This is a genomic window from Rhizobium sp. P1_E1 (assembly GCF_056406015.1).
In genome coordinates this window covers 25,506-37,695 of the sequence record NZ_JBFUAY010000008.1, presented here as the reverse complement: position 1 = coordinate 37,695, position 12,190 = coordinate 25,506, and the positions used below count along the sequence as shown (strand labels likewise).

Here is a 12,190-nt window from a genome sequence, read left to right as displayed (position 1 = left end):
TAACCTATTATTTTTACGCAATTCCGGACGGAAAACCGCTTCGCACTTTTCCTGGAAATTGCTCTAGAAACCCGTTTTGCTTGTCTTGAGAAGGATGTTGGTCTCGGTCGAATTGATGCCATTGATCAGCCGGATCCGGCGCAGCGTCTCGTCGAAGGCAGCAAGGTCGCGATCCTCGAGTTCGGCGACGAAATCCCATTTGCCGTTGGTGCTGTGAAGAGCCCGCACCTGCGGTAGGCCCCTCAACTGATCGGCCACCCTGTCGGCGAGCTTGCCGAGCACCTCGATCATGACGATGGCGCGCACGCCGGCGGACCGCGTCTCATGACCGGTGCGGATGGTGAAGCCGACGATGGTGCCGCTGGCGACCAGCCGTTCGATCCGGGCGGCAACCGTTGCCCGTGATGCACCCGTCATTGCCGCAAGCGAAGAGACGGAAATCCGGGCGTTATGGCGAAGTGCACTCAGAAGTTCAGTGTCGAGATCATCCACGCTGATCACTTTGTCAAAATAGGTTTATCAATCTGCGCAATCATAGTCCATTTCTGACACTTTTCCATCTTTTTGCCGCCAGCGCTTTATCCCACTATCGGCCGAAACAGGCCTCAACACGGAGCCCTCCAAAATGAATACCCAATCACGATCTGTCACCCTCATCGGCGCGCCGCTGGAAGAAGGCTCCGGCCGCAGAGGGGCTGCCATGGGCCCTGCGGCCCTGCGCATTGCCGGCGTCGACCAGACGCTGATCGAGCTTGGCCATGACGTCGCCGATATCGGCGATCTCAGGATCGTGCCGGCGATGGATCTGCCGAACCACCCGAAGGCCCACAATCTGAGGATCGTCGGCGCCTTCACGCGCGCCCTCGAAAGTAGCGTCCACGACGTGGCCGCCTCCGGCCGTTTTCCGCTGATTCTCGGCGGCGACCACAGCCTTTCCATKGGCAGCGTTTCCGGCATGGCCCGCTATGCCGCCAGCAAAGACCGCCCGCTCTTCGTCCTCTGGCTTGATGCCCATGCCGATTTCAATTCTCCGGCCACGTCGCCGTCCGGCAATATTCACGGCATGCCTGTCGCCTTCTTCTGTGGCGAGGCGGAGTTCGCCGAGATCCTGCCGAAGGGCCGTCCGTTCGTCGATCCAAAGAATGTCTTCCAGGTCGGCATCCGTTCGGTCGATGCGCGCGAGCGCGAGGAAATCCACGAACATGGCGTCAATGTCTTCGACATGCGCGCGATCGACGAGCAGGGCATCGGCGCCATCATGCGTGAGATCCTCGATGTCGTGACCAGGGCAAACGGCCTGCTGCACGTCAGCCTCGACCTCGATTTCCTCGATCCCGAGATCGCTCCCGGTGTCGGCACGACGGTCCCGGGTGGCGCGACTTTTCGCGAGGCGCATCTGGTGATGGAAATGCTCTCGGACAGCGGCCTCGTCTCGTCGCTCGATCTCGTCGAACTCAATCCGTTTCTCGACGATCGCGGCAAGAGCGCCCGCATCCTGGTGGAGCTGACGGCAAGCCTCTTCGGCCGCCGCATTTTCGATCGTCCGACACGCGCCGCATAAGAGCATGTCGAGCAAAAGTGTGCAGCGGTTTTGCGATAGCGACATGCGTTGAAATGAAACTAGAGGGAGAACGGCCATGAACACTTCGGAAAAACTGATCGCCACGGAACAACGGCTCGGCGCCCATAACTACAAGCCGCTCGACGTGGTGCTGACGCGTGGCGAAGGTGTTTATGTCTGGGATACCGACGGCAACCGTTATCTCGATTGCCTCTCGGCCTATTCCGCCGTCAACCAGGGCCATTGTCATCCGAAGATCCTCGCCGCCATGGTCGAGCAGGCGGGCAGGCTGACGCTCACCTCCCGCGCCTTCCGCAACGACCAGCTCGCCTATCTCTACGAAGAGCTTGCGGCTCTCACCGGCTCCCACAAGATCCTGCCGATGAATTCTGGCGCCGAAGCGGTGGAGACCGCCATCAAGGCGGTGCGCAAATGGGGATACGAGGTCAAGGGCGTGCCGGAAGGCAAGGCGGAGATCATCGTCTGCGCTGATAATTTCCATGGTCGGACGCTGAGCATCATCAGTTTCTCCACCGATCCCGAAGCCCGCGCCGGCTTCGGTCCCTATACGCCAGGCTTCCGCATCATTCCCTTCGGCGATGCCGAGGCTTTCGCCGCCGCAATCAATGCCAATACGGTGGCCGCCCTGATCGAGCCGATTCAAGGGGAAGCCGGCGTCATCATTCCGCCAGCAGGTTATTTCACCCGCATCCGCGAACTCTGCACGGCAAACAACGTCACCCTCATCCTCGACGAGATCCAGACCGGCCTCGGCCGTACCGGCAAGCTGCTGGCGGAGGAGCACGAAGGCATCGAGGCCGACGTGACGCTGATCGGCAAGGCGCTGTCCGGCGGCTTCTATCCCGTGTCGGCCGTGCTTTCGAATTCCGAAGTTCTGGGCGTGCTGCAGCCCGGCCAACACGGCTCGACCTTCGGCGGCAATCCACTCGCCTGCGCAGTGGCGCGTGCCGCGCTCAAGGTGCTGACGGAAGAGGGCATGATCGAGAACGCCGCTGTCATGGGCGACTACTTCCTCGAAGGCCTCGGGTCGATCCGCTCGAACATCGTCAGGGACGTGCGCGGCCGTGGCCTGATGATGGCCATCGAACTGGAACCCGAAGCCGGCGGCGCACGGCAATATTGCCATGCGCTGAAAGAGCGCGGCCTTCTCGCCAAGGATACCCACGACCACACAATTCGCCTCGCTCCGCCGCTGGTCATCACCAAAGAGCAGGTGGATTGGGCAGTCTCGCAGATTGAGAAGACGATAGGCTGAGTAAATCGGCGCAATTCTTCTTCACGATCTCGAACGTGCATGGAAGATCCCGAAAGCCGGAGATCGGCTGGAAGAGATCGACAGCAAAACCGCCTGGTTTTCATCCGAGATTAAAAACCTTCGCAATCGCGTCTCCCGATTTAGATTTGGGCAACACTCTTTCGCTAATGTCGTCGATAACCGTAACGATGCTTCGCCGAGCGCAAAGCCATCGCGTGGTATGAGGGCAAAGCTTGGCCGCGCCAATGGTGGCGCATCCGCTTCTGCCCTGGCTTACGATAGTTGGGAAGAATTCTAATGGCCACGATCAATTCGACTAACTTCAGCGGCGATACGCTCGAAATTATTGCCTTCCGCCTGCATGACCAGGAATTCTGCGTCAAGACCACGACCATCCGCGAAATCCGCGGCTGGGCGCCGTCGACGCCGATCCCGCATGCGCCGGCCGATGTCATCGGTGTCATGAACCTGCGCGGCTCGGTGATCCCGATCATCGATCTTGCTTTCAAACTCGGCATGAAAAGCACGGTCGCCAATGAGCGCAGCGCCATCGTCGTCGCCGAAGTTCACAGCATGGTCATCGGCATGCTTGTCGACCGCGTCTCGGATATCCTCACCATCTCCTCCAGCCAGGTCCAGCCGGTGCCCGAGGTGACCGCCTCCTTCGACCGCGCTTATTGCGAAGGTATCATTGCCTCGGAAAACGGAATGATCTGCTTCCTGAACCTCGCCAAGATGTTCAAGGAAAACGAGACGGATGAACTGGYGGCCTGATCGGCCAATATAATTCTCAATAAAAACCGCCCACACGGGCGGTTTTTTGTTGCGCATCGCGAGCAAGCCTCGGCCGCCACCATCCGCCTTGGCGCTTTTGATTAGAAACAGCTTCTATACCGGAAATTAACCACGTTCCGTCATCATGGGATACTCAAGGATGACACGTTTTCCGCCAATCTGGGAATGACAACCAGTACTGTCTGTCTTCTCATCACCGGCATTCCTTGTCCGATCGGCTTCGCCTTGCCAGACGAAGCAGCAGAAAACTGTGCATTTCAGAGGGACGGGAATGTTTGGTCTATCTTCCGATTCGAAATATATTCTCAATGCCATTTCCAAATCGCAGGCGATTATCGAATTCGACCTCAAGGGAAATATCCTCACGGCGAACGAGAATTTCTGCAATGCACTTGGTTATCGCCTGAGCGAGATCGTCGGCAAGCATCACAGCATGTTCTGCGAGCCGGCCTATACGGCAACGCCTGAATATCGTGCCTTCTGGGCACGGCTCGGGCGTGGCGAATATGATGCCGGTGCTTACAAGCGTCTCGCCAAGGGCAACAGAGAGATATGGATCCAGGCTTCCTACAATCCTGTTCTTAAGGGCGGCAAGCCATTCAAGGTGGTGAAATTCGCGGCCGACATCACTGCCGCCAAGAAGCAGGCGGTCGAGGATTCCGGCAAGCTGGAGGCGATCTCGCGTTCGCAGGCGGCGATCGAATTCACCCCGAAGGGCGAGATCCTGACCGCGAATGAGAATTTCTGCAAAGCCATGGGATACTCCCTGGCCGAGATCTCCGGCAAGCATCACAGCATATTCTGCGATCCGGCCTATGTCAGCACCGAGGATTACGGCAGCTTCTGGCGCCGTCTTGCCAATGGCGAATTCATTGCCAACGAATTCGTCCGCTTCGGCAAGGACGGCCGCGAAATCTGGATCCAGGCTGCCTATAACCCGATCGTCGATGCCGACGGCAAGGTCTACAAGGTCGTGAAGTTCGCAACCGACGTCACCCAACGCATGAGCGCGATTTCACTGCTTGGTGGCGCGCTGCGCCAGCTGTCCGAAGGTGATCTGACACGGACGGTGGACACGCCCTTCGTCCCGTCGATGGAACAGTTGCGGCACGATTTCAACACCGCAATCAAAGGTCTTGCCGAGACGATGAAGACGATCGGCGAGAATGCCAGCGCGATCGCCTCCGGCTCACGCGAGATTGGCGCATCGGCGGACTCCTTCTCCAAGCGGACGGAACAGCAAGCCGCATCCATCGAAGAAACCGCAGCCGCGCTGGAAGAGATCACCACGACTGTCAACGATTCCAGCCGTCGCGCCGATGAGGCCGGCCGCCTTGTCGCCATGACCAAGCAGGGCGCCGAGCAGTCCGGTATCGTGGTCCGCAATGCCGTCGCCGCCATGGGCCAGATCGAACAGTCCTCCCGCGAAATCACCAACATCATCGGCGTCATCGACGATATCGCCTTCCAGACCAATCTCCTGGCATTGAATGCCGGCGTCGAGGCAGCCCGCGCCGGCGAAGCCGGCAAGGGCTTCGCCGTAGTGGCCCAGGAGGTCAGGGAGCTCGCCCAGCGCTCCGCTAACGCCGCCAAGGAGATCAAGACGCTGATCAACACGTCGGGCGAGCATGTCAGGAACGGCGTCGGCCTCGTCGGCCAAACCGGTAAAGCGCTCGAGGAGATCGTCGCCCAGGTCGGCGATATCGACGGCAACGTCGTCGCCATCGTCGAAGCCTCCAGGGAGCAGGCAACCGGCCTCAAGGAAATCAACCAGGCGGTCAATACGCTGGATCAGGCAACCCAGCAGAATGCCGCCATGGTCGAGGAGAGCACCGCTGCCAGCCACAGCCTTGCGAGAGAGGCCGAAACGCTGCGTGTTCTGCTGACGAGGTTCCGTCTGCCAGGCCAGACCCAGACCACAGGCAGGCATGAGGCAAGACAGACGGGCTCACCGGCGCTGCATCTTGTTTCACGTGTCGCAAAGGCGCACGGGACTGCCGCGGCAACCGCCCAGAGCTGGGAAGAGTTCTGATCCCAGTCTTCCCGCATATCGCCATTTTACCGTGCCGCAGCCAGGCGGCACTTTGATCAGACTGCGTTGTATACGAAGATAAAAGCGCGACGCATGATTGCGACGATCCTTTCACGATCGAGCAGGCCTACCCCCGCCAACGCCCCATCTGTCCGTGTTTCCGCTGCAGTCATGAACGACTCCTCCTTGATTCAGGCCTGGGTTGATTGAGACTTGGCTTGATTCAGACTTACTGTCACCGGCGCATGCGCAGGCAGGTTGCTTCCTGCCTCCCCTCCCGCATGGGCCGATCCTGATTACTGAATCTAAGCATGTCGCGCAAAAGTGTGCAGCGGTTTTGCGGTAACGACATGCGTTTTAAATAACGACCTAAAGCACGAGGAGCCAATCTAAAAGATGCGACGCGCTCTAGTGTGTTACCGGCTCCGGCTTTCGGATAAGAGGAACGGCCTGAAGCACGAGTGCATCCAGGCCGTTTTCCTCATTCTCCAGAATTTCGAACAACTGCCGCCGCATGCGCGGGTCCCAGAATTTGTTGATATGGGTGGCGACCCCCTGCGCGGCCTCGCTTTCCGGCTGGCTCTTGAAGAAGGTGGCGATCTGGTTTGCCATATAGACGAGCTTGGTTTTGGTATCATGCGACATCGGCAATGCTTCCGGGCGAGATGCGGTGCGGGTGAGTGAAGATCTCGAAATCCTCGCCGCGCACCAGCGCGACGAGCGTCATGCCGGCCTCTTCGGCCGTGCGGATGGCGAGAGCCGTCGGCGCGGAAATGGCGATAAGCACAGGGCTGCCGAGGATCGCCGCCTTCTGCACCATCTCGACGGAAAGCCGGCTGGTGACGACGACGGCGCCGTCGCCACCTCTTTCACCGGCGCGGATGACGGCGCCGCAGAGCTTGTCCAGCGCATTGTGCCGGCCGACATCTTCGCGCACGGCAATCAGCCCTCTGTCGGGAAGATAGAACCCGGCGCCGTGCACCGCCCGTGTTTCGCGATGCAGCGGCTGGGCCTCGTTCAGAAGCGAAACGGCGCGGACGATATTCGCATGCGACAGCACCAGCGGGGATGTCGAAACATCAGGCACCGGCCGTACCGCCTGTTCGATCGATTCGATGCCGCAGAGCCCGCAGCCGACCGGCCCCGCCATGCTGCGGCGCCGTGCCCGCAGCCGATCAGCGACGTCATCGACCAGGCTCACCTGCACATCGATCCCCTGCTCACCCTCGATAACCTCGACGCCCGATATCTCCGCCGGCCCGGCGATGATCCCTTCGGTCAAACTGAATCCGACGGCGAAATCCTCGAGATCCGCAGGCGTTGCCATCATCACCGCATGCGAACTGCCGCCATAGGAAAAAGCGATCGGCACTTCTTCCGGCACGATGCGAGAGCTCGTGTGCACAATACCGTTGCGGCGGGCGGTTTCGAGAGCACGGGCGGTGACGGTGAAGGTCATGATGCGCGTTCCTGCTTACCGAGCCGCTCCCGCATCGTCACTCCGCCGCCTCGAGCTTGCCAGCGATGCGGCGTGATTGCCGCGCCTGCTCGTCATATTCCAGCTGCCATTCACTCGGCCCGTTGGAGGGCGAGACCTGCACCGCCGTCACCTTGTATTCCGGGCAGTTCGTCGCCCAGTCGGAGAAATCGGTGGTGATGACGTTCGCCTGCGTATTGGGATGATGAAAGGTCGTATAAACGACACCCGGCGCGACGCGATCGGTGATCAGCGCCCTGAGCGTCGTGTCGCCGGAGCGGCTGCCGAGTTTCACCCAGTCGCCATCGCGAACGCCGCGCTGCTCGGCATCGTGTGGATGGATTTCCAGCCGGTCTTCCGCGTGCCAGATGACATTCTCGGTCCGCCGCGTCTGCGCCCCGACATTGTACTGGCTGAGGATGCGGCCGGTTGTCAGCAGCAGCGGGAAGCGCGGGCCGGTACGCTCGTCGGTCGCTACATATTCGGTGCGGATGAACTTGCCCTTGCCGCGCACGAAGCCATTGACATGCATGATCGGCGAGCCGAGCGGGTTCTTCTCGTTGCAGGGCCACTGCACCGAGCCCATTTTATCGAGATAGTCGTAGGAGACCATCGCGAAACTCGGCGTCGTCGCAGCGATCTCGTCCATGATCTCGGACGGATGGGTATAATGCCAGTCGAGCCCCATCGCCTGGGCAAGCTTCTGCGTCACTTCCCAGTCGCCATAGCCGTTGCGCGGCGACATCACCTTGCGCACGCGGTTGATGCGGCGCTCCGCATTGGTGAAGGTGCCGTCCTTCTCGAGGAAGGTCGAGCCCGGCAGGAAGACATGGGCGTAATTGGCGGTCTCGTTGAGGAACAGATCCTGCACGACGACGCATTCCATCGCCGCAAGCCCCGCCGCGACATGTTTGGTATCGGGATCGGACTGCAGGATGTCTTCACCCTGGATGTAGATGCCCTTGAAGGAGCCGTCGACTGCCGCATCCAGCATGTTCGGAATACGCAGGCCTGGCTCGTTGTTGAGCTTCACGCCCCAGAGCTTTTCGAAGATGTCACGCGTCGCATCGTCGGAAATGTGCCGGTAGCCCGGCAGTTCGTGCGGGAAGGAACCCATGTCGCAGGAGCCCTGCACATTGTTCTGGCCGCGCAGTGGGTTCACGCCGACGCCGGGACGGCCGATATTGCCGGTCGCCATCGCCAGGTTGGCGATCGCGATGACCGTGGTCGAGCCCTGGCTGTGTTCGGTGACGCCGAGGCCGTAATAGATCGCACCATTGCCGCCCTTGGCATAGAGCCTTGCCGCGCCGCGCAGATCCGCCGCCGGCACGCCGGTGAAGATCTCGGTCTGCTCGGGACTGTGCTGCGGTTCGGCGACAAAGGCCGCCCAATCCTCGAACTCCGACCAGTCGCAGCGCTCGCGGATGAACACCTCGTCAAAGAGGCCTTCGGTGACGATCACATGCGCCAGCGCCGTCATGACCGCGACATTGGTGCCGGGCTTCAGCGGCAGGTGATACGACGCCTCGATATGCGGCGAGCGGACGATATCGGTGCGGCGCGGATCGATGACGATGAGCTTGGCGCCTTGGCGCAGCCGCTTCTTCAGCCGCGAGCCGAACACCGGATGCCCGTCGGTCGGATTGGCGCCGATGACGACGACGACATCCGAATGCTCGACGCTGTCGAAATCCTGCGTGCCCGCCGACGTGCCGAACGTCTGGCCGAGGCCGTAGCCGGTCGGCGAATGGCAGACGCGGGCGCAGGTATCGACATTGTTGTTGCCGAAGCCGGCGCGGATCAGCTTCTGCACCAGATAAGTTTCCTCATTGGTGCAGCGCGACGAGGTGATGCCGCCAATCGCCTCGCGGCCGTATTGATACTGGATGCGGCGGAACTCCATCGCCACATGCGCGAAGGCTTCGTCCCAGCTGACCTCCCGCCAGGGATCGCTGACCTTTTCGCGGATCATCGGATTGAGGATGCGGTCCTTGTGGGTGGAATAGCCATAGGCGAAGCGGCCCTTGACGCAGGAATGGCCGCGATTGGCCTGACCGTCCTTCCACGGCACCATGCGCACCAGTTCCTCGCCGCGCATCTCCGCCTTGAAAGAACAGCCGACGCCGCAATAGGCGCAGGTGGTCACGGCTGAATGCTCCGGCTGGCCGATCTGGATCACCGATTTCTCCGTCAGCGTCGCCGTCGGGCAGGCCTGGACGCAGGCGCCGCAGGACACGCATTCGGAATCGATGAAATGCTCGTGCATGCCGGGCGAAACGCGTGAGCCGAAGCCACGGCCCTCGATCGTCAGCGCGAAGGTGCCCTGCACTTCCTCGCAGGCGCGCACGCAGCGCGAACAGACGATGCACTTGGAGGGATCATAGGTGAAGTAGGGATTGGATTCGTCCTTCGGCATCCATTTCAGATTGATGTCGCCGTTGCTGCGCACCTTGACGTGGTTGTCGCCCTCATAGCCGTAGCGCACATCGCGCAGGCCGACGGCGCCCGCCATGTCCTGCAATTCGCAATCGCCGTTGGCCGCGCAGGTGAGGCAGTCGAGCGGATGGTCGGAAATATAGAGTTCCATCACGCCGCGGCGGATATCCTTCAGCCGCCCCGTCTGCGTGTGCACCACCATGTTCGCCGCCACCGGCGTCGTGCAGGAGGAGGGTGTGCCGTTGCGGCCCTCGATCTCGACGAGGCAGAGCCGGCAGGAGCCGAAAGCGTCGACCATGTCGGTGGCACAGAGCTTCGGCACCTTGATGCCGGCCTCCATCGAGGCGCGCATAATGGAGGTGCCCTCCGGCACGCTGATCTGCTGTCCGTCGATGGTGAGCGTCACCATGGCCTCGGACTTCGAAGCCGGGGTGCCATAGTCGATTTCATGGATGAGAGACATGATGGGTCTCCTTGCTTGAGATGGTGACGTCAGCGCAGGCGTTCCATGAAAAACTCGTCATTCCGCCGCCTCCACCAGAGGTGCCGGCGAAAAATCCTCCGGGAAATGCGTCATGGCGCTCATGACAGGATAGGGCGTGAAACCACCCAGCGCACAGAGCGAGCCGAACTTCATCGTGTTACAGAGATCGGCAAGCAGCACCCGGTTCTTCTCCGGCTCGATACCGCGGGCGATCTTATCGGCCGTCTCGACGCCGCGCGTCGAGCCGATGCGGCAGGGCGTGCACTTGCCGCAGCTTTCGACGGCGCAGAATTCCATCGCGAAACGCGCCTGCTTCAGCATATCGGCCGTGTCGTCGAAAACGACGATGCCGGCATGGCCGATAAGCCCGTCCTTGGCGGCGAAGGATTCGTAATCGAACGGCGTGTCGAACAGTGCCCGCGGGAAATAGGCGCCGAGCGGTCCGCCGACCTGCACGGCTTTGACCGGCCGTCCCGTCACTGTACCGCCACCGATCTTGTCGACGATATCTCCGAGCGAAAGACCAAAGGCCGTCTCAAAGAGGCCGCCATATCTGACATTGCCCGCAATCTGCAGCGGGATGGTGCCGCGTGAGCGGCCCATGCCGAAATCGCGGTAGAAGGCCGCACCCTTTTCCATGATGACGGGCACCGAAGCCAGCGAGATCACGTTGTTGATGACGGTCGGACAGTTAAACAGCCCCTTATGCGCCGGCAGCGGCGGCTTGGCGCGCACGATGCCGCGCTTGCCCTCGAGACTGTTCAGCAGCGCCGTCTCCTCACCGCAGACATAGGCGCCGGCGCCGGTGCGCACCTCAATATCGAAGGCGCGGCCGGATCCGAGCACCGATGGTCCGAGGATACCGACCTGGCGCGCGAGGCCGACGGCCTCGGTCATGACAGCGATCGCATGCGGATATTCCGAACGCGTATAGACGAAACCCTTGGTCGCCCCGGTCGCCAGCCCTGATATCGCCATGCCCTCGATCAACACGAAGGGATCGCCCTCCATGATCATCCGGTCGGCAAAAGTGCCGCTGTCGCCCTCATCGGCATTGCAGACGATATATTTACGTTCGCCGGCGGCATCGAGAACGGTCTTCCACTTGATGCCTGTGGGAAAGCCGGCGCCGCCGCGTCCGCGCAGGCCGGAATCGGTGACTTCCTTGACGATTTCGGCTGATGTCATCGAAACGGCGCGGCGAAGGCCGGCAAGACCGCCATGCGCCTCGTAATCCGCCAGCGAAAGCGGATCGGTGACGCCGCAACGGGCGAAGGTCAGGCGAGTTTGCTCCTTGAGGAACGGGAGGTCTTCAACCTCCCCGAGACAGAGTCGATGCTCGCCTCCATCAATCATCCCGGCATCGAACAGATCAGCCACATCCTTGGACTTCACGGGTCCATAACCGATGCGCTTTCCGGCTACCTCGATCTCGACCAGTGGCTCCAGCCAGAACATTCCGCGCGAGCCGTTGCGCACGATCTCGGCATCGAAGCCGCGGGCGGCGATCTCCTGGGCAATCGCCTTTGCCACCTTTTCGGCCCCGAGCGCCAGCGCTGCGGCATCGCGCGGAACATATATCCTCACCGTCATCGACGTACCTCCGCGACGAGTTCCGCCGCCGTCTGATCGTCGACCCGTCCATAGAGCTCGCCGTCAAGCATCACCGCCGGCGCGCAGGCGCAGAGCCCGAGACAGTAGACCGGCTCCAGCGTCACGCCGCCATCGAGCGTCGTCTGATGAAAATCAATGCCGAGCAGCGCCTTGACGCGTTCGGCCAGCGCATCGCCACCCATCGACTGACAGGCTTCGGCGCGACAGAGCTTCAGCACGTGCCGGCCGGCGGGATGGTCGCGATAATCGTGATAGAAGGTCACCACGCCATGCACCTCGGCACGCGAGAGGTTCAATTCCTCCGCGATGACGGGCATGGCTTCCTGCGGCACATAGCCGAATTCCTGCTGAACCTCGTGCAGAATGGGAAGCAGCGGCCCTTCGAGAAATCGAAGATCGGCGACGATGGCTCGGGTGCGCGCTGCAATATCGCCTTCGGCGATATGAATGGTCATAAGGCAGCCCTCCCGGCGGCTTGCTCGTTGCGGAATAGCGGGCCTCCCCCGGCCGAGTGC

General features: G+C 61.2%; 10 protein-coding genes. 4 read left to right on the top strand and 6 right to left on the bottom strand.

The window, feature by feature from the left end; genetic code table 11:
- Positions 1-63: 63 nt before the first annotated feature.
- The gene (locus tag AC1D1Z_RS05440) at positions 64-501 is read right to left on the bottom strand and encodes an Lrp/AsnC family transcriptional regulator (RefSeq protein ID WP_176707449.1); all 438 of its coding nucleotides are present in this window, start codon (positions 499-501) and stop codon (positions 64-66) included.
- Between the two features lie 124 nt (positions 502-625).
- On the opposite strand from AC1D1Z_RS05440, the gene rocF reads away from it, so the two are divergent.
- From rocF to AC1D1Z_RS05420, 4 genes are all read left to right on the top strand, one after another.
- Entirely contained in the window at positions 626-1,561 is a 936-nt protein-coding gene (gene rocF / locus AC1D1Z_RS05435) for an arginase (RefSeq protein WP_477849750.1), read from the top strand.
- A 76-nt stretch (positions 1,562-1,637) separates the two neighbouring features.
- Positions 1,638-2,837 (top strand): ornithine--oxo-acid transaminase, encoded by a 1,200-nt coding sequence (rocD, locus tag AC1D1Z_RS05430; protein WP_047620339.1) that lies wholly within the window; start codon positions 1,638-1,640, stop codon positions 2,835-2,837.
- Positions 2,838-3,134: 297 nt separating this feature from the next.
- Positions 3,135-3,611 carry a chemotaxis protein CheW gene (locus AC1D1Z_RS05425; RefSeq protein ID WP_477849748.1) on the top strand — a complete coding sequence of 159 codons (477 nt, stop codon included), beginning with the start codon at positions 3,135-3,137 and terminating at the stop codon, positions 3,609-3,611.
- Positions 3,612-3,903: 292 nt separating this feature from the next.
- Positions 3,904-5,664 carry a methyl-accepting chemotaxis protein gene (locus AC1D1Z_RS05420; RefSeq protein ID WP_131646867.1) on the top strand — a complete coding sequence of 587 codons (1,761 nt, stop codon included), beginning with the start codon at positions 3,904-3,906 and terminating at the stop codon, positions 5,662-5,664.
- A gap of 408 nt (positions 5,665-6,072) precedes the next feature.
- On the opposite strand, the gene AC1D1Z_RS05415 is transcribed toward AC1D1Z_RS05420, so the two are convergent.
- The 5 genes from AC1D1Z_RS05415 to AC1D1Z_RS05395 are packed head-to-tail and all read right to left on the bottom strand — an operon-like array spanning position 6,073 to position 12,130.
- Positions 6,073-6,309 (bottom strand): formate dehydrogenase subunit delta, encoded by a 237-nt coding sequence (locus AC1D1Z_RS05415; protein WP_018448151.1) that lies wholly within the window; start codon positions 6,307-6,309, stop codon positions 6,073-6,075.
- On the bottom strand, positions 6,299-7,123 hold the full coding sequence (fdhD, locus tag AC1D1Z_RS05410) for a formate dehydrogenase accessory sulfurtransferase FdhD (RefSeq protein ID WP_113543702.1): 825 nt from the start codon (positions 7,121-7,123) through the stop codon (positions 6,299-6,301). The genes AC1D1Z_RS05415 and fdhD overlap by 11 nt, the downstream gene beginning before the upstream one ends.
- A 37-nt stretch (positions 7,124-7,160) precedes the next feature.
- Positions 7,161-10,040: a formate dehydrogenase subunit alpha gene (gene fdhF / locus AC1D1Z_RS05405; protein WP_131646868.1), complete on the bottom strand. Its 2,880-nt coding sequence runs from the start codon at positions 10,038-10,040 to the stop codon at positions 7,161-7,163.
- A gap of 57 nt (positions 10,041-10,097) precedes the next feature.
- Positions 10,098-11,654: a formate dehydrogenase beta subunit gene (locus AC1D1Z_RS05400; RefSeq protein ID WP_131646869.1), complete on the bottom strand. Its 1,557-nt coding sequence runs from the start codon at positions 11,652-11,654 to the stop codon at positions 10,098-10,100.
- Positions 11,651-12,130: a formate dehydrogenase subunit gamma gene (locus AC1D1Z_RS05395; RefSeq protein ID WP_064649762.1), complete on the bottom strand. Its 480-nt coding sequence runs from the start codon at positions 12,128-12,130 to the stop codon at positions 11,651-11,653. Before AC1D1Z_RS05395 ends, AC1D1Z_RS05400 begins: the two co-directional genes overlap by 4 nt.
- Positions 12,131-12,190: the final 60 nt, after the last annotated feature.

Bases quoted from the DNA above. Each gene is read 5' to 3' on its own strand.
- fdhF (WP_131646868.1), bottom strand. From the start codon at position 10,040: ATGTCTCTCATCCATGAAATCGACTATGGCACCCCGGCTTCGAAGTCC.
- rocD (WP_047620339.1), top strand. From the start codon at position 1,638: ATGAACACTTCGGAAAAACTGATCGCCACGGAACAACGGCTCGGCGCC.
- AC1D1Z_RS05415 (WP_018448151.1), bottom strand. From the start codon at position 6,309: ATGTCGCATGATACCAAAACCAAGCTCGTCTATATGGCAAACCAGATC.
- AC1D1Z_RS05395 (WP_064649762.1), bottom strand. From the start codon at position 12,130: ATGACCATTCATATCGCCGAAGGCGATATTGCAGCGCGCACCCGAGCC.
- fdhD (WP_113543702.1), bottom strand. From the start codon at position 7,123: ATGACCTTCACCGTCACCGCCCGTGCTCTCGAAACCGCCCGCCGCAAC.
- AC1D1Z_RS05400 (WP_131646869.1), bottom strand. From the start codon at position 11,654: ATGACGGTGAGGATATATGTTCCGCGCGATGCCGCAGCGCTGGCGCTC.
- AC1D1Z_RS05420 (WP_131646867.1), top strand. From the start codon at position 3,904: ATGTTTGGTCTATCTTCCGATTCGAAATATATTCTCAATGCCATTTCC.